This window comes from Syntrophobacter fumaroxidans MPOB (assembly GCF_000014965.1).
GTDB classification, from domain to species: Bacteria; Desulfobacterota; Syntrophobacteria; order Syntrophobacterales; family Syntrophobacteraceae; genus Syntrophobacter; species Syntrophobacter fumaroxidans.
This window is the reverse complement of sequence record NC_008554.1, coordinates 978,038-1,004,985: the sequence shown is the minus strand read 5'-3', so window position 1 is coordinate 1,004,985 and position 26,948 is coordinate 978,038. Positions and strand designations below refer to the sequence as shown.

Here is a 26,948-nt window from a genome sequence, read left to right as displayed (position 1 = left end):
ACTCAGTCAACTTGAAATTACTAGCCATCGTTACCTCCTTTATGCTTGATTTTCGGCTGTCCACTAGGCCTTGATGTGTTCGTCGGTGTACTGCGGCACGCCCTTCCAGACGGCGGGATCGTGATAGCCGTAGTCGACCTTCATCTTCGGCTCGAAACCGAGCACCGGTTTGAGGCGGTCGAGCCCTTGCTGGCCAAACTTCGAAACGTACTTCTTGATGTACGCCGCATGGTCCTCGCAGCCGAAAATCCACTCTTTCATGAAGTGGGGAAGAAGCTCCGCGCTCCGTTCGTACTTGCCCTGGTATTGGGAGAAGCGGATGTCCAGGCCGTAGTAGCCGCGGCAGGCCGACGGATGAGCGCCCCACGGGCAGTGTACGACGGCCAGGGTCTTGAAGTACGGAACCAGAGTCCGGTCCGGATCGCTCCTCACCTCTTCGGGCTCGACGATCTCCTCGGCGGTGACGATAACGCCCCGCTTGGTTCCCATCGTGCCGAACTCGTCGGTGACACCGCGGGTGCCCCAGGTCACCACGTTGCCCAGGCGGTCGACCTTCTGCGCGTGGATGATCGCCACGTCCGCCCTCCAACCACGAACCACCGTGATTTTCGAGCCGGTGAAGGGATCCTCGATGACCTTGGCGTCGGTTTGGTTGTACTTGATGATATCGGTGCCGATGTTGCCGCGGACAGGGATGAAAGGAATGCCTAAAAAGCCGGCGATCAATGCGCTCGTGGCACCGAAATTGGACAGGTCGAAGCGCTTGAGCTGCCCGGACTGGAAAGCACGGCGAATCGCGTAGGGAGCCTTCACATACCAGTTCATGGCCCACGCGATGTGCATTTCACTGACGCACCCGCCGGCTACCAACAGGTCCAGGCCGCCCACGTCCGTGGATGCATTGATGATATGAAGGTTCTTCTTTTTCTGTCTGATGATTTCGTGGGTCAGAGCCATGGGGACGTGGATCTGGAAGCCACCGTAGTAAACAGTATCGCCATCGTTTACGTACTTTGATACTGCCTCCTTGAGCGTCATCCTCTTGTCGCGAACTGCTGCCATTTTACCCTCCTGTGTCATGGGATATGAATGCAACCATTACCAAAAAGTCCAAATGTTGTGGCTCACCTCCTTGCTAGGGTTCTACAAACCCTCTCTTAATCCGTTCGTCGTAGCATTCACGGCACAGATAGTAGACACGCACATTTCCGCACCCGGTACCATAGAGCTGCAGCAAAAACGTACACTTGGGACAACTCTGGAGCATGCAGCGGTCTTCGCATAGAGCAAAATGCTCCTCCGGCAAACCGCATTCGTCGCAACAACGGTCGTTAGAATCCATTTTCCCAACCGCAAACAAGGTGCTCGGGTCCCGCCCCCGGAACGAGCCTGGACTCGCTCCGCGCCCTTGCGGGAGCTGTTTCAGGTGAGTCAGCCCGAATGGGCTCTAGCAGTCGAAACGAATCGGGGACACGCGCCGGAAACCTAGGATATCAACTGGGGTGGATGTCTGTGAACGATGCCGCGCGCGATACATGTCGAGAAAGGGAAACTGCGTCAGGATAAGAGATGAGCGTCCGTCGGAAAATGATCACAATGTGCAAGCCAAGTAACTTCTTGTGATTCCCCGCACGCAATTATTGTTCGTTTGGGCTTTCAATGTCAAGGATTAAATGAACCTTACCGTAATTCGAGTTCACCGGTAACATGGCCTCCCCATTGAATCTGTGTTGGCACGGCCATGATCCGGTCCGCCGCTTCAAAAATAACTATTGAATATCATTATTTTTTTGTCTTTCATAACGAGCGCGCGCCATCTTCTCCCGCTCCCCGGCCGCACGCAATGATCTCGGCCAGGGGGTGTGCGGTCGATGCGCCGGGCAGACTCAAGCGTAGCCCGAAAGGACGCAAAACAGCGCCCGACGCCCTGGTGAGCTGTTCAACGGCTTGTCATCCATTGGGAGTCCAGTTATGGCTCCTGCTTCAACTCGTACAAAATAAGTTTAGTCTTGTCAAAAGCGATCACTAATAGTACACATTCGCGCACGCGCATGACCATCAACGACAAGTATTGATCTGCCGTTCCTAAGAATGGCGGATGTCGGTTTGAAGTCGTGGAGGCGTCACATTGTGAAATCTCGCACTAAAGAATGCGTTGGGGTCCAGGTATAACCGGGGCGGCAGGTGGACACTGGAGGGCAACAACGTAGGCTCCAACGGAGAGGATGACGCAATGAGCAGCAAATCCAAGCGAATCACACTCAAGGAAGCCGCGGAGATCATCCGCGACGGAACCCTCTTGACGTTTTCCGGCTTCACGATCTGGCGGCGGCCGTGCGCGCTGGTCCTCGAACTGATTCGCCAGAAGAGGAGGAACCTCCACCTGGTGGAAGTGAATGGCGGGCCTCACTCCGAATTCCTCATCGGCGCGGGGTGCGTCGACGTTTGGGAATCCTGCTGGATCGGGCATGAACTGTACGGCAAGTACGGTGCCAATCTTTCGCGAAAGGTCAAGAACAAGGAAATCATTTGCGAAGATTACAGCCACGCGGAAATGGGATTCCGGTTCCTGGCCGCCGCGTCCGGCATGCCCTTCCTGCCCACCCAGACCTCACTCGGGACGGATATCCACAATCCCGAGTACGACATGCTGGGCAGGGCCGGGTTACGGAACGGAAAGAACCCCAAGATCGCGAGGAAGAAATACGAGACCATGCAGGACCCGTTCTTCGGGGACGGCGAGCACGTGCTCGTGCCCGCGGCTCGAGTCGACGTCGCCGTGCTTTCCGTTCAGCAGGTCGGGGAGGAGGGCACGGTGCGCATCGGTGGACAATTCTTTACCGATCCGGAGATCTGTCGCGCCGCCGACACCACGATCGTTGTCGCCGAGGAAATCGTTCCCGAGGAGACCTTGCGCCGTGAGCCGCGTTTGAACGACATTCCCGGATTCCAGGTCGACCATATCGTTGAATGCGCGTACGGCGCACACCCGACGGGGATGTTCGGCCACTACGACGTGGACGGCGACTTCATTCGAAATTTCTACATGCAGACCCGCACGCAGGAAGGGTTCGATGAATTTGCCAGGGAGTGGATTTTCGGCACGGATCACGATGCCTACCTGTCCAAGCTCGGCGTCGCCCGGTTGCTCAACCTGCAGGCGAACAGGGCTTTGAACTTCAGCACCCGGGTGAAGAGAGGACACAAGTAAATGGAACGACATGCGTACGCCAAGGCGGGTGAATACACTCTGGCCGACCTGATGACCGTTGCGGCCGGTCGGGAGGTGATGGACAACGAGGTGGTGTTTGCCGGGACGGGCATGCCGATGATCGCGATCATGCTTGCCCAGAAAACGCACGCCCCCAACCTGAAGCTGATCTTCGAAGCGGGCACCTTCGACGGTCGCCCGATCGTCACTCCGACCTCGGTGGGCGATCCTCGCTGCGAAGGAGGAGCATCCCGGGCTTCCGGCCTGTGCGAAGCCTTTGCCATCGCCCAGCGCGGCTATGTGGACCTCGGGTTCCTGGGCGGCTCGGAAGTGGACGAATATGGAAATGTCAACACCACGGTCATCGGCGATTACCTCAATCCCGACCTCCGCCTGACCGGGAGCGGCGGCGATCCCGACATCAATTCGTTCGCCAGGCGGACGGTTTTCATCATGGTCCACGAAGCACGCCGCTTCACCAGAAACGTGAGCTACATCACCAGCCCGGGGTGGCGGGTGAAGAAGTGGCCTTCCGGCGAATGGGTTCACCGCAGGGAACTTTATGGGCGTGCTTTTCGCGGTGGTCCTTCCGCCGTGATCAGCACGGCGGGTGTGTTCCGTTTCGACGATGTGACCGGCAGGATGTACCTGGACAGCTATCATCCGGGCAAAACCCCCGAGGAGATCCGAGGGCTTTGCCAGTTCGACCTGGATGTTTCCAGGACTTCCGGAGAAACCGCGCCGCCCACCTATGAGGAGCTGCACATCATCCATGAAGTCCTCGACCGTGAGGAGATCTTCCTGCCGAAACCCAGGAAGGTCTGACGCTATTTTCTTTACTTCGCGTTCCCTGCTGAGGCAAAATATAGCTTCTGGATGAACGCCATGCCCGGAACCACAAGACCTTGCCGACCGGCAGGGTTTTGTGGTTCTTGAGGGTACGGGAACGGCGATTCTTTCCGCCGCGAATCGGGCATCGGGTGCCGTGAAGTTTCACGGTGCCCGGGGAGTGGGCGATGAAACCCCGAAAGAAACGGATTCTGATCGTTATGGACGGCTCCGAACAGGCCTTCGAGGCAGTCAATTACATCAGCAAGGCGGTCACCCTTTGGCAATCCGAACTGGTGCTCCTTCACGTCATGGACATCGTTCCCGATACCTTCTGGGACTGGGAAAAAGAGCCTCTGGGCCCTCAATACGTCGCCTTTCTCCGTGACTGGGAGAGCCGGAAAGAAGAAGAAGTGCGCACATTCATGGACCGGGCGCGCCAGGTTCTGCTCGACGACGGCCTCTCCGAAGACGCGGTGACCGTCAGCGTCGCCAGGCGCACGGAGGGCATCGCCCGCGACATTCTCAACGAAGCGCAGCGGGGATACGATGCCGTGGCTTTCGGCCGCAGGGGCCGCGGGGCGATCGAAGATGCCGTCCTCGGCAGCGTGGCCAACAAGATACTGCTCAACCTCGCCGATGTGCCCGTGTGCCTGGTCGGCGGCAGGCCGAAGCTCGGCAAGGTTCTCGTCGGTCTGGACAGCTCCCCGTGGGGTCTTAAAGTCGCCGATTTCGTCGGCACGATGCTGGCCTCCAAGAATCCTGTCATTACGCTGGCCAATGTGTTGAGGCTCCCCTACGAGGGGATCGAGCGAAGCATCACGGACGAACAGGTCCAGCGGCTCCTGGAGAAATCCCAGAAAGGCATCAAGTCCACATTCCGCAAGGCCGCCAAGTCCCTGACGGCTGCCGGAGCCGACGCCGACCGGATCTTCACAAAGGTGATCAGCGGCGGGAGCCGGGCCATCGCCCTCCTCGACGAAGCCAAGCATGGACGCTACGGGACCATCGTGGTCGGCAGAAGGGGCATGTCCAACGTGGCGGATTTCAAAATGGGCCGTGTGGTCACCAAGCTCATCCAGGTGTCCAGGGAATTTGCCGTCTGGATCGTCAACTGACGGGGGAGGATGGACATGCCCGACCCCGCGGCCACGCCGTGCCCGGCCCCGCAAGCGCCCGGGTTCATGGCCGGCTCGGCGCCCCCCTGCCCTTCCCGAGCCCGGGCTCGACGATGCCGTGTTTCACCGCGGGCGACCCCGCCGGACGGCTCTGTGCTCATGGGAGTTCACTCTTGATGTTTTCCTGAAAACATGGTATCAGGTTTTGTTCGTCAACCTTGTCAAATGGTGGGTGTAGCTCAATGGTTAGAGCACTGGGTTGTGGCCCCAGAGGCTGCCGGTTCGAGTCCGGTCACTCACCCCATTGAAGGGCGATATCAGAAGCCGATCTGCAGAAATTGCGGATCGGCGTTTTCATTTCTTCCTGCCCTGCCGTTCAAGGGTCCGGCCGGGAACCCCCGTACGCACCCATCGCCCGACTCGCCTTCCCTCCCCCGATTCCTTGTTGCCCAATCACGAACGCCAATTCGCCCGCTTTTTGGCCTTCTCGAGGCCGATTGCTCAGTCGTTGATATATTTGTTCCTGATCCTCAGCTTTTTATTGGATTATTAATATTCGGCCAAGAACTCCTGTTCCTTCCTGTTTCCGATCAACCCCTAAGCCCGCACCCCATCAGCCTACGGAAGCTCTCCAGCGTGCCTTCGGGTTGAGCCTTGAAAGGTTATCCGCTCGACTGCCGTTTCTATTTCTGTTGCGCGGCAAAGGTCCGCCGTCGATGCACTGATAAAGGCTGCCGCCGTTATTGATTCTTTCTGCTTGATAAGTTGTTTGGACCAACAGGCATGCCGCGCGGACTCATCTAATCCGGCGAGCCAAGCGTTCATGGAATAGTTATTGTTTTGGATAAGTTACTGTGATACAAAAGAATCCTCGACATGCGGGCCGCTGGGTCCGCCATGGTCACTTCCCAGCACAGGAGGCCGCGTCATGAAGAGATTCTCCGTTTGTCTGAGTTTCTTAATTCCGTTCATCGGGTTGTATCTGAGTCTTGTTCCGGCGGAAGCCGGCAGGTTTGTGGACAGTGGTGACGGTACGGTGTCGGACGTTTATGACGACCTGATGTTCCAGAAGATCCCCGGAAAGGCGGAAGGAGCAACGACATGGGAGGAGTATCGGCAGTACTGCGAAGACCTCGAATTGGGCGGTCACAACGATTGGAGAATCCCCAGAATCGACGAGATTCAAAACATCATGAGGTTCACCGGCCCGGGGAAGGTCCATCCGTTTTTCGGTAACGTTTTTGATTACGGGTATTATTATTACGGGAGCAGCACTCTCTATGCCCCTGCCAGCCCTTACGAATCCATGTGGCTCCTCAGACACATGGGCTATTTCGAACATGACTCCGGCTATGGATGTACCCCCTTGTGCCCCGAGGAGGAGTGTTGTTGGCCCCTCTTCCTCTGTGTGAGAGGAGGTCCCAACTGGTCCCTGGATCCTTCGAGCCGCCTTGTATCCCACTCGGCCAATACGGTGAGGGACACTTACTTCAAATACATCTGGCAACGCTCGGATGACGGCATTGAACGGACTTTGGACGAGGCGCTGCAGTACTGCCGGGACCTGGTGCTGGACGGCTACGACGACTGGCGCCTGCCGGACATGCATGAATTGGTCACCATCGTCGACTACACGTCTCATGACCCGGCGCTGCCGGCTATACTCGAGGGAGGCGCCCACTGCTATTCCTCGTCGTCCGCTCCACATGATACAAAGTACGCGTGGTGTATGTACTTCGGGAATGGCTCTCCACACCAATGCGACAAGACCGCCCATTCGCGGGTGCGTTGCGTCCGATGGGCCCCCAGACCCATTGCGGATTTTTCCGCCGACCCCGCGACCGGGTATTATCCTCTGCGTGTGAACTTCAAGGATGAGACCTCCGGGAACACGACATCGCTCAATTGGGATTTCGGCGACGGTTCCGGCAGCACCGCGACGAACCCTTCACACACCTATCGGGAGCCCGGCGTGTATCCCGTGAAACTGACGGCTGCCCGCGGTGAGTTCACCGACACGAAGACCAAGCATTACACCGTCTTGAATCATGCTCCGTCGGTTTCCATCACGACGCCCGTGAACCAGGCCTTCTTTCTTGCACCCGCCGACATCTCCATAATAGCCGACGCCAATGACGCGGACGATTATGTGAAACATGTGAAATTCTATTCCGGCACGACACTGATCAAGACGGACTACGAAGCCCCTTACAGGGCACTCTACAGAAACGTTCCGTCGGGCAAATACATTCTCACGGCGGTGGCTACGGACAAGTACAATGCCAAAACAACCTCGGCACGGATTACAGTGCACGTCCGGGCCACTTGCGATCTTTCACTGCTGATGACGGGTTACCCCTCTCGCGTCCACCTTGGCGATGTGATCACGTATTCAATGACCGTCCACAACGCAGGCCCCGACGATGCAACGAATGTAACGCTCACGGATACGCTGCCTTCAGGGCTGCGTTTTATCTCCGTCATCCCAAGCCAGGGCACCTGCACCAAGTCCGGGAGAACGATATCCTGTTCGCTTGGAGACCTCCCTCATGACGGGGTCACCACGGTGGAGCTGGTCGTGAAACCCACGGCCGCGGGCAAAGTATCCAACAGGGCGAACGTGAAGGCAACCCAGGCCGATCCGGACATGACGAACAACAGAAAGACCGTTGCCACTTCCGTTGTCCCTTAGCCGAAGGTAAGGCCGGGGTTGTCCCTCGATTGCCCGGTCGTTCGAAGGATTTTTTCGGCAAGACGGCAATCTTGCCCCAAAAAGGAGAACCCCCCGTCCTGCATAGGAGGGAGGGTCCGTTGGCCCTGCGGCATCCACGGCCCTCATGGATGCATCCGGGAATGGACGGCTGCAAGTGCAAGGTGAAGGCTACCTGAGCACGGTCACCGTGCAGGGGGCATTGGCGACGACCTTGGTCGCGGTCGTTCCGATGAGGTATTTCTCGAGACCCGTCTTGCCCGTGCTGCCCAGCAGAATGTGATCGAACCTGCCTTCCCTCGCCACCTCCAGAATGACATTGGCCGGGACAAGCCCCTTTTCCATGACGGTCGTCACCTTGATTCCCTTTTCATCAAAAAGGGCTTTGGCCTTCTCGAGAGCAGTGCGGGAATCGGCATCCAGAGCTTCCTGGACATTGAGAGGCACATCCTCAACCTCACTCCTGAGGAAATACCCGACCGACAGCAAAGTGACGTCGGCGCCTTCCTTTTCGGCCATTTCGAGTGATTTCCGCACGGCCTTCATTGCTCTTTCCGATCCGTCCGTCGCCACCAGCACTTTCATAAGTCCCTCCTTTCGTGTTCGGTCAACGGCGCTGATCCATATTTCCGGAGATACATCGATCGTCTTCGGAGTCAGCTCCGGATTCACGGCGCCTGAGTTTGTGGGGCCGCGAAGAACGCCGAAGCCGGGGCGGAGACCAACCCTTCGAAGACGCTCCCAACAGTATCTCCCGGCATCGATGATGGTCGAGCTTGAGAAGGAGTCGTTGACTGAAGAGGCGAGATTGGAAGTTCGGCGGTCGCATTCTCATCTATACGATAGGTATCCGCGGTCCGCTCTTCAATGACGATGGACCGACCCAGCGGGAACTTCCCGCGATCCTTCGATTCGGGATGCTTCGGATGTTCCCCGGATACTGACCATGCGCAAATGTCGACCGATGCTCCGGCAGTTTGAAAACCAGCTTGCGTTTCTGCATCCTATTATAATTATTAAGATAATTTTCCAGCCTGTCAACCTTGCCTCGAAATTTCCCGTCGGGGTTGACTGTGTTTTTCAAAATTGTTAACTTCTCTGAAATCGTAAAGGGGAGTAGCAACCGGCCGCCCGTCGGCCGGCCCGCATTCCGTCACGACGGTGGCAGTCCCACCCGGGAGCGGATCCAGGCAACACCTCTTGGAATTGCAAGACCTTTACTCACAGCATTGGGGATCATGCCGCGGGTAAAGGTTTTTTTTTCCCCGGCGACAACACGCAAGGAGGCAACATGATCGACATGGGTTGGCTGGGCCAAATCGCGTTTTCCTGGGAATTTCTCGTGGCGGTGATGAGCATCGTTCTCATCGATCTCGTTCTGGCCGGCGACAACGCCGTGGTCATTGCCATGGCGGTGAAGAACCTGCACGGCCGGGAGCGCCGGATGGGAATCATCCTGGGCTCCGGCGGCGCGGTCATCATCCGGGTGATCTGCACCTTTCTGGTGGCACAGCTTCTCAACATGTCTTTCGTCAAGCTGATCGGCGGCGCGGTGATCATCTGGATTGCCGTCAAGCTGCTCACCGAAGGCACAAAGGAAGAATGCCACGACAAGGAGTGCAGCAGTGTCTTGCAGGCACTCTGGATCATCATCGTGGCGGATCTCAGCATGGGCATCGACAACATGCTCGCCGTCGGCGCCGCGAGCCACGGCAACCTGTTCCTGCTGCTCTTCGGGCTGCTCCTTTCCATCCCGATGGTGGTGTTCCTGAGCACCTGGCTTTCCACGCTCATGGACCGCTACCCGGTCATCCTCTGGGTCGGCGCGGCAGTGCTCGGCAAGGTCGGCGGCGAAATGATGATCACCGACCCATGGGTGCACGGGCTGCTCAATCCGCCCAAGTGGACCGAGTATGCGGCCATGGGTTTTTTCGTCGTCTTCGTGTGTGCATTGAGCAAATGGCTGATCGACAGGCGAAAGCGTCAGGCCGATCCGGAGCCCGTCAAAGTTGTTCCAGCGACGATTACCCCTTCGGATCCTGGAGCCGCCTCATCGGGCAGGTGGTGAGAGCAGGGTTGCCCGTCGGCTCATTTTTCCTTTTCATCGTTGCCACACAATGGACGGGGCGTCTATTGCGGTTCCGGCGGAACGTGGCCCCTGCTGCAATGAGGCTGGTCCTCGCAGTGGATGACCGCTCCAACCGGTCGACCTTCTTCGCCTGGTTTGGCCCTGCGGGCGTTGCATGCCGTGGGAGCATCAAACGCACCATGAGAACCACAACACAGGCGAAGCGAACATGGTCCGGAAGACCGTGCTCGCGAGGCCTGGCTCGCCGGTTTTATCAGGACCATTAGAAAACAAGGAGAAGACCATGACAAAGGGAAAGATTCGCCACCGAAGCCTTCGGGCTCCATTTTGGGCCGTTATGGCACTGATCCTCCTGTCGCCCGCGGCGGCGTTTTGCGATGATCAGGTCTGGACTACCGTGGCATCCGCGGGAACCGTGGACGAAAGGGACCTCGGCAGGGTCTCCTTCAACGGCCCACTCGCGACGGTAAAGTCCGCCGCGCCATCCAGCGTGGTCATCCGCTACAATGTGGTCGCCCTGGATGATCTGTCCGACGACGACGACTGTCTCAGAATGTCGATGCGTTTCCGCGACAACGGCGCTGCATCGCGGGTCGTGGTGCGGCTCAAGCGATTCAACCTGAGGTCCGGAATGACTTCGACTTTGTTGACAATGGACAGCGACAGATATAACTCAAACGCCGGTTTCCAGAACCGGACGGTTGGCAGATGCGCATCGACGCTGGATTTCGAGGCCAATGCGTACTTCATCGAAGCCGAATTGACCAGATCGGCAGCCGCCGGCGCCCCGGCCCTCGCCGCAATCAAAATCTATTCCACTGATGATTAGGTCCGCGAAATGTCGTTCAGTGACGGGGCATTCTGATATTGCAGCAGGGCAAACCTCCCGGCACGGATTCCGCGCGCTCGAAAGCATCCGTGTCGGAGGGGCACCCCAAAATGCATGTGACAAGAATGACTTGCACCTACAACTCCGTCGATTCAACCGGCAGAGATCAGCATGGGCACATGGCCCGGAGAGATGAAAACCTCCCCTGCCCCGCTTTGACACTTACACCAGCATTATAGCAAAAGTTGTATAATCTTGAACGCACCTCGGTATTACAGGGACCAATTATCTCGTTTACTTTCAACAATGAGATATAACTATTTGCTCATATTGGATTTTGTATTTTGAATCCATTTGAAAGTCTGAATCAATCCATCCTCAAATGTCGTCGTGGGAACCCATCCTGTTCGATTGCGGATTTTGTCGAATGATAATGTTATGTTTGAAACGTCATGTGTTCGTTTAGCAACAAATTCAATGTTGGGGCGTTTTCCACATATGTTTGAGATATTGTCTATTATACTAAGCAAACTTCTACCAATTCCACTGGATATGTTATATATGGATTTGTCAAACCCGGATTCAATGAGTGAAACGACCGCTCCGGCCAGATCTTCAACATAAAGGTAGTCCTTGGTCCCTTTCCCATCGCCCCAGATTGAAATTGTCTCATCGTCGAGGATCTTCCGAAAAAAAATCGGAATCACGCCTTGTTCACCCATGTAATTCTGGCGCGGACCAAATGGATTGGATGGACGAACGATTATATATTCAAGCCCATACAGATAACTGAACATGTACAGGTACTTCTCCATCATCAACTTGGCCACCCCGTAAGGGGAAATCGGCTTTGCTCTGGCCTCCTCGAACACCGGCAGAGATTCCGGGTTCCCATAGACGGCGCCTCCGGATGAGAAGTATACGATCTTTCCAATGGCCTTGTGCTTGAAGCAGTTGATCATGTTCACAAATGCCCCGACACTGGCCAGGACTTCTTCCTCGGGATGATTCAGCGAAGTGGACGGAACGGTGCTGTGCGCGAGATGGATGAGGATGTCACAGCCCTCGACGGCTTCGCGCAGGGTGAACAGGTCCGCGAAGCTTCCCGTGACATACTCCACTCCGGGAACCGCTTTGCGAAAAATCTCGGGATTTCGATCGAGAACGCGGACGGAATAGCCTTTGCGCAACAGTTCATCGATCAAATGCGATCCGATGAACCCATTCCCCCCCACCAACAGCACGCGTGATGCTTCCTGTCTCATGCTTTGAACACCTTCGTAACGATATGCTCCAAGTCGAAAACCCGAACCTCAACGAATTTTGCGTTCAAGATGAGTGCGTTGGGCGGGAGGGCATACAGCCCTCCCCTTGCTACGTCTGACGCGCACATCGGTCCGCGGCGGCGAGGTTTATCCCCATGAGTCAACCTCCCGACGGGCAGGCGATGTGTCATCTTGAACGCACCTCGGTATCAAACACACTCCGGACTGATCGTCAACGAATTCCTCCACCGACCTCGCGGGAGCATCCCGACTTGAAGTGCGGCCGGGACGCGCCGGAGGTGCATGGAATCATGCCGGGCATCCCGGTGAAAAAAGCACGAGGGGGGACAAGGGGGCCGCATCGGGCAGTTGCAGGACGTCTTCCCGGCGCACGCATCGGAGCGGGAGATGAAACTCATGAGCCGGAGACCCCGAATCCTCCTTACGAATGCGACTCGCTCCAAGACCACGGATCGTTCATTTTCTTTCCGCATGGGGAGGTGACTGGTGCCAGAGGTGATTTCAACGCCGTTGGACCCGGTTGGAATCGCGGTGTAGAAGCTGGGATGAATGGCCTCGTTTTGTCTTCCACCAACTCCCGTAATGCCACTCCTCCTCACTCCCGATCCGTTCAAGCGTAACGTTCGAGAAGTGAGGCGGATGCAACGTGCTTTCGCGCACGGTCGCACACGCTCGGAGCCCGGATGCCGCCCCGGAATCGGCTTCCCCTCGGCCTCCAACGGCGACAGGCAACCGTACGGTGCCGGATCGGGCATGGTTGTCTCCCGATCTATTTCATAATATGCTCACACCCGAAACAAAAACTGTCCTTATATACCGGATTCCTGGCAACTATTCCCGGGTTTATAACGAACCTGCGGATTTCTTGATAGACTTCGTTGTTCCACACTTCGGAGACGCTCGTCTCAAAGACATTGCCGACGACACCCTGGTGCTCCGAGGGAATGTACTGGAGTCCCTTTCGATAGATGCAGCAGGGGATCACGTCGCCGTTATATTTGATGACCATTCCCAGGTAAGGCCAGAAGCAGGATGGGATGCCTTTCTGACGCAGGGGAGTGTAAATTCTTCCATTATCGGGACCGGTTTCGGTCATGCTGTCTTTCCCGATGATCTCCGAAACCTGGTCAACGCCGCACTTGGCGACCACCTCACGGATCTTCGGAATTTCGTGAAGATTGTGCGGAAACTTTACGATTTGAACCTCGATGTTGGGATACCTGAGGTGATTCTCCCGTTTGAACCGGCCAAGGCGTTCCAGGTTATCGAGAACGACCCGCAGTCTGCCGCCGACCCTTGTCAATCCGTATGTCTCCTGGGTAGCCCCGTCCACGCAGACGGTCAAGTGCGTGAGGCCGCTGCGAGCGATGCTCGCGATTCTCTCATCGGAAAAATCGAAGCTGAAGTTCGAAGAGAGATGAACATTGAGACCCGCATCGCGAGCGATGCGGCACATTTGGTCGACATCGGGATGAATAAAGGGTTCGCCGAGATAATACATGGAGACGGCCAGTGTCTGGCCGCTCTTCTGAACTTCCGCGATGATCTTGGAAAACCGGCCCAGGTCCATCCGCTGGTCGGAGGTGAGTCGCAAATCGCTGCCCTTGGAGTGGATACACGCGCTGCAGTGAAGATTGCAGAGCGGTGAGAGATCGATCTTCAACACCATAGGCCATGAGGAAAGACGTTTGTTCCTGAACAAATAATTGAAACCGGCGAGACCCACATTCTTCAGCCTGCGTTTGTCCAGGTTTTCAAACAGCCACCCTCGTCTGCGGACAGTATATTTCGTCCACACCAGGAACTTATTTTCGGTCATGTTCAGGACTCCGACGATGACAGCATGGAGTGCCGTCCTAGAAGAAATGATATTCCGAGAGAATTCATCATGCCTCGGCGCTGGTCAGTCCGGCAGGTCTTCCGCGCAACTCGCGGTTCCATTTGATGATATCCGGCGAGCCGGCAGGAAAAATGCGTGCCTGAAGGTGTCGTCGGGCCAGGGAGCGCATCTTGATCGGTCAGCGTCATTTCGCGAACCGCCCCTCCCTGGACTTCCTCCAGAAGCGGATTCGGCACCCGCCGGCTCCGGGCAACATGTATGTGTGTCGCAGTCTCAAGCTCCCTCTGCCCTCGCAGGAAATAGCTCCATCAAGTCTTGCCCGATTGAGCCTGGAAATAATACACGCGCGCGATAAGGGTGTCAAGGATAGGCTCTTCAAGCGATAAGGGCATATTTCTCCCTCATTTGACCCGCGCCTGAACCACTTCGCACGTATGCGTTCGATCTCTGCATTTTGGCCGGTGCGCAATCCCGCTCATGTTTTATAATGGTATCGAGGGCTCGGTGAATCCCGTTTCACTTGGAGGCGCCCCCCCGTCGGACGGGACCGGTTATCGCTTCCTTTTTCCAGGAAAGGTGGTTTTCGTCGAATATGGTATCCTTTTCTCTGCAAAGCAACTGGCCTCCCACCGGTGACCAACCCGAAGCGATCGACAGGCTCGTGACGGCCATCGAAAAGGGCGTGAGGGAACAGACCCTGCTCGGTGTCACCGGTTCGGGAAAGACCTTTACGATGGCGCACGTCATTCAGAGAGTGCGCAAACCCTCCCTGGTGGTCGCTCCGAACAAGACGCTGGCCGCTCAACTCTACGGGGAATTCAAGGCGTTTTTCCCGGACAACGCCGTCGAGTATTTCGTCTCCTATTATGACTACTACCAGCCGGAAGCCTACGTGCCGCAGACCGACACCTATATTGCCAAGGATTCCTCCATCAACGAGACGATCGACAAAATGCGTCATTCGGCCACGCGGTCTCTGCTGGAACGCAGGGACGTCATCATCGTGGCCAGCGTTTCCTGCATCTACGGCCTGGGATCGCCGGAGACCTACCAGGACATGCAGCTGCAGCTGAAAACCAACCTGCGGATTTCGCGTGAACAGGTGCTGCGCAAGCTCGTTGAGATCCAGTACGAACGCAGCGACGACGACTTTCATCGGGGAACGTTTCGGGCCAGAGGCGACGTGGTCGAAGTTTTCCCCGCCTATGAAGAAGACCGCGCGCTGCGGATCGAGTTTTTCGGCGACGAGGTTGACAGCATCAAGGAAATCGATCCCCTGACCGGCAAAACCGTTCGTTTTCTGCAGCGTGCGGACATCTACCCCGGGACTCACTATGTCACGAGCCGCGACAACCTGGAGAGAGCCGTAAAGGCCATACAGTTCGAACTGTCCGAACGACTCGAGGAGTTTCACAGGGAAGGCAAACTGGTGGAGGCCCAGCGGCTGGAGGAGCGCACGCGGCTCGATCTGGAGATGCTGCTCGAGCTCGGTTACTGCAACGGCATCGAGAACTACTCGAGGCACCTCGACGGACGAAAGGCGGGATCGGCCCCCGCGACGCTTGTCGACTACTTCCCGGACGATTGGCTCCTGTTCATCGATGAAAGCCACATTTCCGTTCCCCAGATTCGAGGCATGTACCGGGGAGATCGCGCCCGAAAGGAGACCCTGGTCCGTTACGGGTTCCGCCTGCCTTCGGCCCTGGACAACCGCCCCCTCTCCTTCCATGAATTCGAAAAGAAGCTGCGACAGGCAGTCTACGTGTCGGCCACTCCGGGTCCCTACGAACTGATGAAGGCCGGTTCTCACGTGGTCGAACAGATCATCCGGCCGACCGGCCTGGTCGACCCCCGCATCGAGGTGCGACCGGCGGATCACCAGGTGGATGACCTGGTCGGGCAGATCCGCAGGCAGGTGGCCGCCGGCCGCCGGGTTCTGGTGACCACCCTGACCAAGCGCATGGCCGAGGATCTCACGGAATACCTCGTGGAGCTCAATATCAGGGTCCGGTACATGCATTCCGACATCAATACCGTGGAACGCATCGAATTGGTGCGGGACCTCAGGCTTGGGGAATACGACGTACTGGTCGGCATCAATCTTCTTCGGGAAGGGCTGGACATTCCCGAGGTTTCCCTGGTGGCGATCCTCGATGCGGACAACGAAGGGTTTCTCCGGTCGGAACGTTCGCTCATTCAGACCTGCGGGAGAGCGGCGCGCAACGTGAACGGCAGCGTGATTCTTTACGCGAACCACGTCACCGACTCCATGCGCAGGGCGATCGAGGAGACCGAAAGGCGACGCAGGATCCAGCTCGAATACAACCTGGCCCACGGAATCACGCCCCGCACGGTCGAAAAGGACATCACCGACATCCTTGCCGACTACAGGGATCGGGACGCCCCCGCCCCGCCGGATTTTGCATCGGAAGCCCGGGCCGAATTCGAAAGTGCTCCCGCGGGCTCCCCCGACGAACGCATCCGCCAACTCGAAAAGGCGATGAAAGAAGCCGCCGCGGAACTGGAATTCGAACGGGCGGCGCACCTGCGCGATCGCATCAAGTTCCTGCGCCGACAGCAATTGCTGGTGCAGTGACGGGTTAATTCGCGGTCATGCATCGTCATGCGGCAGAGGCGTCAACAAAGGATCGGCCCGAAGTTTTCCTCGTATCTCGAACAAAAAGCATTCCAGTCGAGGAGGTGCTCCTGCGTACCGTAGTGCTCCACGGCATGGGATGCGGCCACGACCCCCATCTGACAGCAGACGTCCCAGGGCATCCGCAGGGCATGGCCTTTGAGCAGCCCTCCCCTGAAGGCATCGCCGGCTCCCGTGGGGTCGAGGACGTTCTTGACGGAAACCGCGGGAACGAGGGTCTTTTCCCCTTTCAAATCCAGGACGACGCCCTCAGGCCCCCGGGTGGTGATCACGACCTCGACCTGGTCGTACAGATCGTTCAGGGACCACTTCGCAATCTGTAGAAAAAGCGACAGCTCGTAGTCGTTGGACGTGAAGCACAGCGCTCCCGAAACAGCCTGCCGGATTTCGTCGCGGGTCCAGATGTTCAGGCTCTGGCCGGGATCGAAAAAAAACGCCACGCCGGCCTGCCGGGCTTTGTCGGCGAAAGACATCATGTCCGTCTTGTTGCCGGGGCCGATGAACACCACCGCGTTCGACGACCCCGAGTTCAACGGCGGCAGATCGGCTTCGAAGGCCATCGCACCGGGATTGAACGCAGTGATTTGATTGTCGTCGAGATCGGTCGTGATGTAGGCGCCCGCCGTCAGCACATCGGGGATCCTCTTGATCCAGCCGGTGGGGAGCCTGTTTTGATTCAGCCATTGTTCGTAGCGGTCAAAATCCTTTCCGGAAGTCGCCACGATATATGGACTCTCGCCAAGCGCCGCCAGCGTGTAGGCGATGTTGCCCGCCGTGCCCCCGAATTTCTCCACCAGCCCGTTGATGTTGAAACAGACGTTCAAGACATGGATCTTGTCCGGCAAAATGTGATCGGCAAAGTGGCCCGGAAAATCCATGATCCTGTCGTATGCCAATGAACCGGATATAAAAATATCCATTAACTCTTCCCTCCTAATGTTGTAGGATGATTTTGCCGATTAGTGTTTAACCTCTATACTAAAAATGGCAATCAGGGGTAAAGCTAAAAGAGGAAGGGGACGATGAAGGCTAAAAACGTTAGGTGGTTTTTCCGTGTTTTTGTCGTTTGTGCGCTCGTCCATCTGGGAGTGAGCACTGCGCCGGCATGGGGTGGGATCATGCGGATTACCATGACCGACGGCACGTCCGTGGACGTTCCTTATTATTGGGAATTCAAGAACGAAATCAAATTCGACATTGCCGGCGGCGTTGCTGGAGTCCCCAAGTCACAGGTGGCCTCCATCCAGGAGATTCTGGAAGCAAAGGAGTTCGATCCCGAAGTGCTTTTCATGGCGCCGGAAGACGCATCCAAGACCGACCAGAAAGTTCTGCTGAAGCAACTCCTCGAGACCAGTCTCCCGGCGGCGAAATGCGAGGAGAATCCCCCGGAGGAAAACATGAGGCTCCTCAGGGAGTCGGCCGCCGAATCGAAAAAAGCCTCTCGCCAGGGCAAAGGAGAACTGGTTCACGGACAACGGTACACCGTCGAGAAGAACTTTTCCACGGTGTGCAACGAACCCGGCGGAACCATGCTGGTCGTGCAGAACATCGTGAGCAGCCGGGTGGATTTGAAAGACCGCGCCTTCACCCTCACACTCTTCGACTCCGAGGGGAAAGTCCTGGAGAAGAAGCCCTGCGAGCTGCATGAGCTCAAGGTCGATCGGGACACGCTCAAGCAGCTCAACATGAAGGGACGGCTCTACCTGGTCAAGGCGAGCGTCAAACCCGATACGAAGATCAAGCGTTACGAAATCACCTCGGCGAAGCGCTAGCACCCGTTCCGTTCGGCGGGGCGGAGCGTTGCCAGGGTTGCGCCCCACCCGCCGCCAGGACCGTCGGCTTCCCGGAAAGACAAAACCAGGGGGTGTCTTCGGAGGATGGATTGAACCATCGCCCGAAGCGCCCCCGTTCCTTTTCCGTGAATGATCCTTACTTGTTCGAACCCTTTTTCCCGTGCCGCTTCGAGGTAGTCGTCCAGGAGGTCCCGGATGTCGGCGGGTCTGTAGGTGTGCAAATCAATGGAATCCTCAACGGGAACCACCACCGGGGATTCCAAGTCCGGTTCCATTCCGGCATGCCGCCGCCCGGCTCCATCCCGGCTCCCGACAGTCCCCGCCTTCACGTCTTCGCGCCCGGCAAGGCAGTCCAGTATCAAGCCGACGCAGACGTCTGCGCCGTCCAGACGCATGGAAACCGTGCGCGGCGGCATCCCTTCGATCTGTTCCACGGCGGATTCCCACGCGCCCCGGCAGAAGTCCTCGGAGCTGAGATAAACCGTGTTCAGGTGTCGCTTCATCTCCCGGACAAGAATGTCGTATTCAGGGAACGGGCCCCGGTCGGTGTAGATCATCGGCGTCCCGGTGGCCAGGCAGTCCGATACGACCCCGTACCCGGGTTTGGTGATCACCGCGTCCATTGCCCCCACGACATCGACGTATGAAAGTTCCAGGCCGTCGATGGACCGCCCGTTGGCAAAATCGAAGCGGAGCGGTCGCTTGAAAAAGAAAAGCGCGTTGTTCATTCTTTCCAGACGGCGCAGGGCGGACTCATCCAGGTGCAGCTCGGAAAAGGAAATCAGGTAGGCTTTCCGGTTTTTCTCGCAGCCAAGGATCGCCCTGCTTTCGCGCCTCGTGCGGGAGGGCTTTCGGGCGACCAGGGGCACGTCCGTGATCCGGGGACAGGATGAGCAGTCCCCGTGCATGGGGAGGCGAAGCAGCAGGTCGCACAAGCGGTAGCCGCCCCTGCACCACTCGATCAACGGGTCCCAGCGCTCGTCCGTGTCTCTGTACGATGCGTATATCCAGTCCCAGGTGAAATTCCCCATTCCAATGCCGGGAATGCCGGCATGATCGGCCGCATAAAACGGAATGAACGCAATATCGGAGACCATGACATCGGCTCCGAGCTCCAGAAGAAACCTTTTCTCCTCGTCCACCAGGCGGTCGTGCGACCGCCGCAGCTTCTCGAGCGTCGTTCGAGTGGCGTCCAGATCGAAACGCAGGCTGTCTTTTTGAACCATGCCGATATCGAGTCGTTTTCGCCTCACGGAAGGCAACATCCCGAGATGCTGCTCGATGAGAAAATCGGGAAGATCCGACACGATGGTGAGCCGCACTTCGGGAACCCGCGACATGAAGCGGCGGATCACTTCCAGGGAGCGCACGGCGTGTCCGAACCCATGTGGCGTTATGTACCATGCTATGGTAGGATGATCGTAGTTTTCGCTCATGAGCCGAATTCTCCCGTGTTTGCTGTTCGAGGGTCCTGCCGCTGTCCGGATGTGATGCAAGCTTCATTTCGGCGCATCGAATACTACACGCAATCACCGGCTCCAGGCAATGATCCGATTCGCTCTCAACGGATCGCGCCCAGTCCGAAAGCAACTGTGGCCAACAATCTCAAAATGGTGTAAACCATTAACGACTTTAGAAATTCATGCCGGTTCTCAGGGCGCGATTCCATCGGGAGACACTGCATGAAATCGATGAAGGTCACGTTTCAGCCGGAAGGGACAGCCACTCATGCCGAAATTGGTGAAAGGCTGATCGATGTTGCCTCGTATGCGGGAATAGATGTCAACAATCTGTGCGGCGGTCGGGGCGTCTGCGGGAAATGCCGCGTGAGAGTGCTTCACGGCAGGGTGACGGCGACCGGCAAGTCCATTCATTTCCTGGACCGGAACGAGCTGGAGTCGGGCTTCGTTCTGGCCTGCCAGGCGTCCACGACCGGCGAAGACGTCGAGATATACATTCCTCCGGAATCGCGAATCGAGGAAGGCCAGATCCTCACCGTCGATCACATCGAAGAAATCGTGCGCTACGAAGTGCCCGCCCCCCTGGAACGTGGGCTCGACGGCCTTCCGGCGACTTCCTTTCTTCGGCCGGTTTGTCAGAAATACTACCTGGAGCTTGCGCGACCGTCGCTTTCCGATAACCTCTCCGACCTGGACCGCATCTATCGCGAGCTGCGCAAGAAAATGCCGGACATTTACATCGAGGCGCATTTCGCCTGCCTTTCCGGACTTGCCGCGCTCTTGCGCGAAAGCGACTGGAAGGTGACCGCCACGGTTCATCTGAGGAACGCGCGGTTCGGACAAATCCGAATGATCGAGAAGGGGAACACCGCCGACGTCAACTACGGGATCGCCGTGGACGTCGGGACCACGACCATCGTCGCGCAGTTGGTGGACCTCAACACAGGGGTCCCCGCGGCGGTGGAAGCCAGCTACAATCGTCAGGCGAGTTATGGCGAGGACGTCCTATCGCGGATGATTTTCGCCTGTGATTTCGGTGGACTGCAACCGTTGAACGAAGCCGTGGTTTCGACCATCAACTCCCTGGTGGATGCTCTTGCGGCCATGGTCGGCATCGAGGCGAACGATATCCACTGCCTCATGGCGGCCGGGAACCCCACCATGACTCACCTGCTGCTGGGGTTGTATCCCGGCCATATTCGCGTGGAACCTTACATTCCCACGGCCAACCGTTTCCCCCAGTATCAGACGGCCGAAATCGGCTTGCGTGTCAATCCCGCCGGCCTGCTTCACATCATGCCCGGGGTGAGCGGTTACGTGGGGGGCGACATCACGGCGGGGGTGCTCGCCTGCGGCATGAACGAACGATCGGATATCATTCTCCTTATCGACGTCGGCACCAACGGAGAGATTGTTGTCGGCAACAAGGAATGGCTCGCATGCTGTTCGTCCTCCGCCGGTCCGGCATTCGAGGGCGGGGGTATCAAGTGCGGCATGAGGGCCACCCGGGGAGCCATCGACAAAATCAGCCTGCAAGGGGGAGCAGTGCAGTACCACTGGATCGGCAACGGAAAGCCGCGGGGGGTCTGCGGTTCCGGATTGATCGACGCCGTGGCCGAGCTTCTGCTCGAGGGGATCATCGACCAGAGGGGCAAGTTCGTCGACCTGGATCATGAGCGGATACGCGTGACCGACGAGATACCCGAATTCATCCTCGCACCCGAGGGAGAAACGGAGAATGGCTCCCCCGTGGTTATCACCGAAGCGGACATAGGCAATCTCATCAAGAGCAAGGGTGCGATTCTCGCGGCGGTACGGGTGCTTCTCGAAAATGTGAGCCTGTCCTTCGACGACCTGGCCTACATCTATGTGGCAGGGGGGTTCGGCGCCTATCTCGATGTCAGGAAGGCGATTCTTATCGGTCTCCTGCCCGAAATTCCACGGGAACGGGTCCGATTCATCGGCAACAGCTCCCTCGCGGGAGCACGCCTGGCAATGTTGACCGCGGCGAATTTTCACAAAGCCGAGAGCATCTCGAGCAGAATGACGTACTTTGAGTTGTCGGTACACCCGGCATTCATGAACGAGTTTGTTGCCGCGCTCTTCTTGCCCCATACGCAGATAGAGCTGTTCCCCTCGGTACGCGAAGCACTTGCCGAGCGGCGCACACGCAACGCCGCCCACAGGTCGCGCTGAGTCGATCCGGCATCGTTGATGCCGCGCATTGTCCTGCATTGGAACCGACAGGAGTCACCGGTTGGTGAGTTCACACACCGTATTCTTCGACATCGGCAACACCCTGGCCACCGGCCTTGAAATCTCGGCCCGCCGCTTGCTTGCCGCTCATCTCGGTCTTTCCGAAAAGGAGACGAGGCGGGCCGGACGGCTGCTGATGACCTGCCCGGCAACCGATCCGGCGAGCCTGGCGGCCGCCGTCGGCGAGTGCCTTCCCAACCGCGAAATCGCCGGCATCGAGGCTGCGGTGGCCGCGATCTGGGAAGAACAATTCCATTGTATACGCCCGGTTCCCGGAGCGTCGGCTCTGCTCGAAGCTCTGAAGGCGGAAGGCTGCCGCCTCGGGATCGTTTCCAACACATGGCACCCCGCTTTCATCGGCTTCCGCCGGGCATGCCCCTCGGTTCTCGACCTTTTCGACAGCGTCACGCTCAGCTACCGCGAGGGGTGCAAGAAACCGTCCGCCGACATCTACCGCAAGGCTCTGGAATCCGTCCGGGCCGACCCCCTCGATTGCTGGATGGTCGGCGATTCATACGAACTGGACGTGGAGCCGGCGCAACGGGCGGGAATGAAAACCGTCTGGGTGCTCCGCCGCCCGGAAAGAGAACCGGGCGCGCTGGCGCAAATCATCAACGGCTGTAAGGAAAAACCCGATCTTGTCGTCACCGGCCTGGACGACCTGATGGATTTCCACAGGAAAAAGGTTTTTGCGACATGAAACTGCTGGTATTGCTTATCCTGGTGCTGTTTGTGGCCGTTCCTCTGATGTTTTCTTTTCTGACCTACGCTTTCTTCTGGTACGAGACCGCCAACGGCCCACACCACGCCCGCCTGCGGGAGATTTCGCGCGGAAGAATCGGCCGTTTGCTTCTCAAGGGGATCGCATCGAGTTGCGCCGGCGCTGTTCTCGTTATCCTCTTTTATCCGTTGGGGCATATGCAAAGATTCCGCACCGCGGCGCCCGACCCGGAATGTCCGTTCCCGCCCGTAATACTCGTGCACGGGCTTTATCACAATTCCAGCGCATGGATACTGTACCGGCTGTGGCTGCACAGGGCGGGCTTCAGGAATGTCTTTGTTCTGGACTACAACAGCTTTCGCTGTTCCTTTCACGACATCCTGGAGCGGCTCGACAGGCTGGCGCGGGACTTGGCGAGCCGCTTTGAGGGAAAGCCGATCGTGATGGTCGGACACAGTCTCGGGGGGCTTGTTTGCCGGGCCTATTCCGAGCGTTGCGATGAAGTGTCCATCGGGGCCGTCGTGACCATCGGCACTCCGCATCATGGATCGAAACTGGCCGTCCTGGGAATCGGCCGGCTGGCGCAGAGTCTGGCTTACCGGGGACCGCTGATTGCGGAGCTTGAAAGAGAACCCGGCCGTCGCGCGATACCGGCACTCGCCATCTATTCACCACTCGACAATATGGTTCTTCCCAACGAAGCCCTGCACCCGAGCGGCTCTCACTGGGAAAGCCGGGAGTGCCCCCCGATGAGTCATGTGGCGATGCTTTTTCACTCGGGTTCGGCCCGTGTCGTCATCGATCATTTGATGAGGGCTTGCGTTGAACGGTGAGATGATAATATTGACTGGCGGGAATGAATCAAGCCCCTGCGTCCGACCGGCGCAGGTAACGGCGTGATACGGATTTACATAATAAATAGATTCCCGGGTGAGTCTGTTTTCATGCTTCGCGGGTGTCGCAGGGGGCATGGATAATTGCGTTCAAAATGATACTCTAAAAGCGTGGGGAACGTATCCCCCCCCCCTCGCCGCTTCGCGGCTCCGTGTGGCGCTGCGGCGGCGGCCTTCGGCCAGTCGCCGACAGCGCCGAGCACTCGGCCTCACGCGCTTGCGCGTGTGGCCGAAACTTGGGGGGTGCGGGGGAATCATTCCCCCGCTCATTTGTGCTTGAAAGAACCATCTTGAATACAACTTCGTATGAAACATTCGCCGCCCCCGCGAAGCGTGAAAAGCGGCGTGCTTCCGGGCGATGACATTCAAAATGAGCGCGCCCCGTTGAAGGACCGGGGAGGATATCCACCTACCTGACGGCCGAGCGCAAAACCTCTTCAACCGCTTGGCAAGTCCCTTCCATGTGCTGTTCGTCAAGAGTCGAATGCACCTTGAACATCAGGCTCGTCTCCGCGAGCTGCCTTGCCGCCTCGAACCGTTCGGCGGGGCGCAGGCCGTCGCATTCGAAGGCTTTTTCCAGGTAGATCTCGCCGCAACTGCCGCTCATGCACGGCACCCCTCGAGCATCGACGGCGGCAACGATCCTGTCCCTGCTCCATCCCTCCTTCAAGGCCGCGGGGTCAACGAAGCAGTAATATTTGTAATAGGCGTGGAAGATGTCTTCACCAGGCACCGTGATCCTCAGACCGGGCACTTCCCTGAAGCGTTCGTTCAAAAAGGCCGCATGGCGCCTTCGAATCTCCACCCACCGCGGAACCTTCCTGAGCTGGACGCGGCCGATGGCGGCCTGCATTTCGGTCATGCGCCAGTTGGTGCCGAACGACTCGACTAGCCACCGAAAACCCGGGGGGTGTTCGCGACAGTAGACGGTCTCGTGGTTTTTCCCGTGATCCTTGAAGGCCCAGGCCTTGCCCCAGACCTCGCGATCGTTGGTCGTCAGCATTCCGCCTTCCCCGCCCGTGGTCATTATCTTGTCCTGGCAAAAGGAGAAGGCGGCCGCGTGTCCGAGGCATCCCACCGGGCGTCCCTTGTACCTGGCGCCCACTGCCTGGGCACAATCCTCGACGACAAAAATACCCCTTTCCCGGGCAAGCTCCAGAATGGAATCCATGTCACACGGCCAACCCGCCAGATGAACCACGATAATCGCCCTGGTGGCCGGAGTCAAAGCCCTGCGGATGGTGTCGGCCGTGATGTTCTGGCTGACCGGGCTGACGTCCGCCATGACCGGCCGTGCCCCCCGCATGACCACGCAACTCGCGGAGGCGACGAAGGTCCTGCAGGTCACCACCACATCGTCGCCGGGGCCGATCCCCAACCCGACCAGCGCCGCTTCAAGCGCCACCGTTCCATTTGCCAGGGCTATCGCGTGACGGACGCCGACAAAATCCGCGAATTCCTTTTCGAACTCCCGCCCCTCTTCACCGGTCCAGTAGTTCACCTTGCCCGAACGGAGCACAGCGTCCGCCGCAGCGATTTCGTCCTCTTCAAATGAGGGCCATGGTGTGAAAGGCTTGACAGATGACTTCGTATTCATGCGACGTTTCCCCATGCCGTCCATCGGTTGTTCCATGCACCATCCCCGATTTCGGCCTCAGCCGAAAAGCGTGGCCAGGATGTATCGGATGTCTTGCGTAAAACTGTAATTGCGCACGTACAGCTTGTTCAATCTCACTTTTTCGGGGTAGATCACTTCCCGGTTGTACTCTTCCGGATCGGCCTGTCCGGCGAGCTCCCTTTCCTCGTCTCGGAAACGCAGCGTGGCCGGCCCCGTGATTCCAGGTCGCACGGACAGAATGATCCGGTCATCCCCCTCGAGGCAATCGGCGAAACCGGGCACGTCCGGCCGGGGACCGACGAAGCTCATATGGCCGACCAGTACGTTGAACAGTTGGGGCAGCTCATCGACTTTCATCTTGCGCAACAAGCCGCCTATTCTGGTTATTCTCGGATCGTGGGTCGTCGTCACCACCGTGTCGTGTCCGCAGATCGGGCGCATGGTCCGGATCTTGATCAACGGGAACGGCCTGCCGTGTTTCCCGATGCGGGTCTGAACGAAGAATCCATTCATTCCCGTATCGATTGACGCGATCACGTAGCTCAACAGGATGACCCAGCTGAGCGCGGTAAGTCCGACAGCCGATACCACGACATCGAACGTTCGTTTCAAGAACCTGTCGAAAGCGGATATGCTCAAGTAACGTTGCATCCCCTCGCTGATTGTCCGATTTGCGGATTGCCGCATCCATCAGGAATTCCCTCACGGAGCGTACCGGCACTCGACCCGGAACACGATTCCCGGGCCGATGTTTTCAGAGGTAGCCGAATCGCTCCAGGGTGCCCTGCATCAAATTTTCCACCGAGAGCATCCGGTCACTCTTCATCTCTCGCCTTCCTTTGCCGACGCTGTCGGTCTTCACGGGAGCAACCCATCGTTCAATGGGACCGCTGACTTTTTCAAGGCCGAGAAACGCGATGATCTTCGTCAACTCCGCAGCCGGGTCGGATACAAAGCGCTCATAGCGGACCCTGTGAATCCTTGACGGTTCGATGGAGCCGAGCTCGTCTTCGGCCTTCTCGACACACCTCATCCACTGCAGGGCGCACACCTCTTCCAGGGAATGGTTCTTCAAGGCATCATCCAAGTTCCGAAAACGGGGCCCCCAGAATGCAAGCCGCTTTTCTCCCGAGGAAAGCATGTAGATCCGATTCCACAAGTAGCGGGACGCGTAGTAGGGAACGTCTGAAACCGGCACAAAACGCGCTTTCGCCATCACATACGGCAGGTCCAGGCGCGCCGTCCAGCGTTTCTGGGCGGAACTGACCACATCCCTGCCGTCCCTGAGGATGTGGATGAATTTCGCGTCAGGCAGGACGGCGTTGACGAACGCAACGCGGAGGGAATTGGCGCAGGTCTTTTCCACCACATGCGTGAAGCCCCGGGAAACGGCCAATTTTTGGAATGCTCTCCTGATAAAGGCCTTCACCTCGGGCCTGGCATGTTCGATGGAGAATTCGTCATTTGGCCATCGGACGTTTCCATGTCGCCAGATGTAATTGATTTCGTCACACGGCCAGGTTCCGAGCCCGGGCACCCGCGCGAGCGTGTCGCGCAAAATGTTGGTGCCCGACCTTCCGGCACCGATAATAACAACTGGAACGAAAGGTTCCTTCTTCATGGCGGAATATCCCCGATCA

Annotated in this window: 21 protein-coding genes and 1 tRNA gene; 12 read left to right on the top strand and 10 right to left on the bottom strand. The window is 57.8% G+C overall.

From position 1 onward, the window contains the following. Positions 1–63: 63 nt before the first annotated feature. Positions 64–1,062 carry a CoA transferase subunit A gene (locus tag SFUM_RS04215; RefSeq protein ID WP_011697682.1) on the bottom strand — a complete coding sequence of 333 codons (999 nt, stop codon included), beginning with the start codon at positions 1,060–1,062 and terminating at the stop codon, positions 64–66. A gap of 73 nt (positions 1,063–1,135) precedes the next feature. Beyond that, entirely contained in the window at positions 1,136–1,342 is a 207-nt protein-coding gene (locus SFUM_RS22850; RefSeq protein ID WP_150109427.1) for a hypothetical protein, read from the bottom strand. Positions 1,343–2,233: 891 nt separating this feature from the next. Here SFUM_RS22850 and SFUM_RS04210 point away from each other — a divergent pair. From SFUM_RS04210 to SFUM_RS04190, 5 genes are all read left to right on the top strand, one after another. Then, a complete protein-coding gene (locus tag SFUM_RS04210) occupies positions 2,234–3,211 on the top strand; it encodes a CoA transferase subunit A (protein ID WP_011697681.1) in 978 nt (325 codons plus the stop codon). Next, on the top strand, positions 3,212–4,036 hold the full coding sequence (locus SFUM_RS04205) for a CoA-transferase subunit beta (RefSeq protein ID WP_011697680.1): 825 nt from the start codon (positions 3,212–3,214) through the stop codon (positions 4,034–4,036). It abuts the gene before it with no gap. A gap of 191 nt (positions 4,037–4,227) precedes the next feature. After that, complete coding sequence (locus SFUM_RS21385) at positions 4,228–5,157, top strand: universal stress protein (protein WP_011697679.1); 930 nt, start codon at positions 4,228–4,230, stop codon at positions 5,155–5,157. Between the two features lie 228 nt (positions 5,158–5,385). Next, positions 5,386–5,461: transfer RNA gene (locus SFUM_RS04195), tRNA-His, on the top strand. Positions 5,462–6,085: 624 nt separating this feature from the next. Further along, positions 6,086–7,849, top strand: a complete 1,764-nt coding sequence (locus SFUM_RS04190) for an Lcl domain-containing protein (protein ID WP_011697678.1) — start codon at positions 6,086–6,088, stop codon at positions 7,847–7,849. A gap of 189 nt (positions 7,850–8,038) precedes the next feature. On the opposite strand, the gene SFUM_RS04185 is transcribed toward SFUM_RS04190, so the two are convergent. Beyond that, positions 8,039–8,452: a universal stress protein gene (locus SFUM_RS04185; RefSeq protein ID WP_011697677.1), complete on the bottom strand. Its 414-nt coding sequence runs from the start codon at positions 8,450–8,452 to the stop codon at positions 8,039–8,041. A gap of 706 nt (positions 8,453–9,158) precedes the next feature. Between SFUM_RS04185 and SFUM_RS04180 the strand changes: the two genes are divergently transcribed. Further along, entirely contained in the window at positions 9,159–9,935 is a 777-nt protein-coding gene (locus SFUM_RS04180; protein ID WP_011697676.1) for a TerC family protein, read from the top strand. A 304-nt stretch (positions 9,936–10,239) separates the two neighbouring features. Continuing rightward, the gene (locus tag SFUM_RS04175; RefSeq protein WP_011697675.1) at positions 10,240–10,785 is read left to right on the top strand and encodes a hypothetical protein; all 546 of its coding nucleotides are present in this window, start codon (positions 10,240–10,242) and stop codon (positions 10,783–10,785) included. Between the two features lie 317 nt (positions 10,786–11,102). Here the strand turns inward: SFUM_RS04175 and SFUM_RS04170 are convergent, their stop codons facing one another. Both SFUM_RS04170 and SFUM_RS04165 read right to left on the bottom strand, forming a co-directional pair. After that, on the bottom strand, positions 11,103–12,050 hold the full coding sequence (locus tag SFUM_RS04170) for an NAD-dependent epimerase/dehydratase family protein (protein WP_011697674.1): 948 nt from the start codon (positions 12,048–12,050) through the stop codon (positions 11,103–11,105). 790 nt (positions 12,051–12,840) lie between these two features. Next, complete coding sequence (locus SFUM_RS04165) at positions 12,841–13,890, bottom strand: radical SAM/SPASM domain-containing protein (protein WP_011697673.1); 1,050 nt, start codon at positions 13,888–13,890, stop codon at positions 12,841–12,843. Between the two features lie 613 nt (positions 13,891–14,503). On the opposite strand from SFUM_RS04165, the gene uvrB reads away from it, so the two are divergent. Next, positions 14,504–16,507, top strand: a complete 2,004-nt coding sequence (uvrB, locus tag SFUM_RS04155) for an excinuclease ABC subunit UvrB (protein ID WP_041439808.1) — start codon at positions 14,504–14,506, stop codon at positions 16,505–16,507. A gap of 41 nt (positions 16,508–16,548) precedes the next feature. On the opposite strand, the gene SFUM_RS04150 is transcribed toward uvrB, so the two are convergent. Continuing rightward, positions 16,549–17,487, bottom strand: coding sequence for a carbohydrate kinase family protein (locus SFUM_RS04150; RefSeq protein WP_011697671.1), 939 nt, complete (start codon positions 17,485–17,487; stop codon positions 16,549–16,551). A 102-nt stretch (positions 17,488–17,589) separates the two neighbouring features. Here SFUM_RS04150 and SFUM_RS04145 point away from each other — a divergent pair, with 102 nt between their 5' ends. Continuing rightward, positions 17,590–18,339: a hypothetical protein gene (locus SFUM_RS04145; RefSeq protein WP_011697670.1), complete on the top strand. Its 750-nt coding sequence runs from the start codon at positions 17,590–17,592 to the stop codon at positions 18,337–18,339. Here the strand turns inward: SFUM_RS04145 and SFUM_RS23460 are convergent. Then, positions 18,336–19,796, bottom strand: a complete 1,461-nt coding sequence (locus SFUM_RS23460; RefSeq protein ID WP_011697669.1) for a Smr/MutS family protein — start codon at positions 19,794–19,796, stop codon at positions 18,336–18,338. The genes SFUM_RS04145 and SFUM_RS23460 overlap by 4 nt on opposite strands. Positions 19,797–20,042: 246 nt before the next feature. Here SFUM_RS23460 and SFUM_RS04135 point away from each other — a divergent pair, with 246 nt between their 5' ends. From SFUM_RS04135 to SFUM_RS04125, 3 genes are all read left to right on the top strand, one after another. After that, positions 20,043–22,016: an ASKHA domain-containing protein gene (locus SFUM_RS04135; protein ID WP_011697668.1), complete on the top strand. Its 1,974-nt coding sequence runs from the start codon at positions 20,043–20,045 to the stop codon at positions 22,014–22,016. Positions 22,017–22,080: 64 nt separating this feature from the next. Beyond that, positions 22,081–22,776, top strand: a complete 696-nt coding sequence (locus SFUM_RS04130; RefSeq protein WP_011697667.1) for an HAD family hydrolase — start codon at positions 22,081–22,083, stop codon at positions 22,774–22,776. Then, complete coding sequence (locus SFUM_RS04125) at positions 22,773–23,630, top strand: esterase/lipase family protein (RefSeq protein ID WP_011697666.1); 858 nt, start codon at positions 22,773–22,775, stop codon at positions 23,628–23,630. The genes SFUM_RS04130 and SFUM_RS04125 overlap by 4 nt, the downstream gene beginning before the upstream one ends. Before the next feature lie 469 nt (positions 23,631–24,099). Here SFUM_RS04125 and SFUM_RS04120 read toward each other — a convergent pair whose 3' ends face one another. The 3 genes from SFUM_RS04120 to SFUM_RS04110 all read right to left on the bottom strand — a co-directional run bounded on the left by SFUM_RS04120 (position 24,100) and on the right by SFUM_RS04110 (position 26,929). Further along, the gene (locus SFUM_RS04120) at positions 24,100–25,287 is read right to left on the bottom strand and encodes a DegT/DnrJ/EryC1/StrS family aminotransferase (protein WP_041441669.1); all 1,188 of its coding nucleotides are present in this window, start codon (positions 25,285–25,287) and stop codon (positions 24,100–24,102) included. 57 nt (positions 25,288–25,344) lie between these two features. After that, on the bottom strand, positions 25,345–25,959 hold the full coding sequence (locus SFUM_RS04115) for a sugar transferase (protein WP_150109426.1): 615 nt from the start codon (positions 25,957–25,959) through the stop codon (positions 25,345–25,347). 103 nt (positions 25,960–26,062) lie between these two features. Next, positions 26,063–26,929, bottom strand: coding sequence for a sulfotransferase family protein (locus SFUM_RS04110; RefSeq protein WP_011697663.1), 867 nt, complete (start codon positions 26,927–26,929; stop codon positions 26,063–26,065). Between the last annotated feature and the right edge of the window lie 19 nt (positions 26,930–26,948).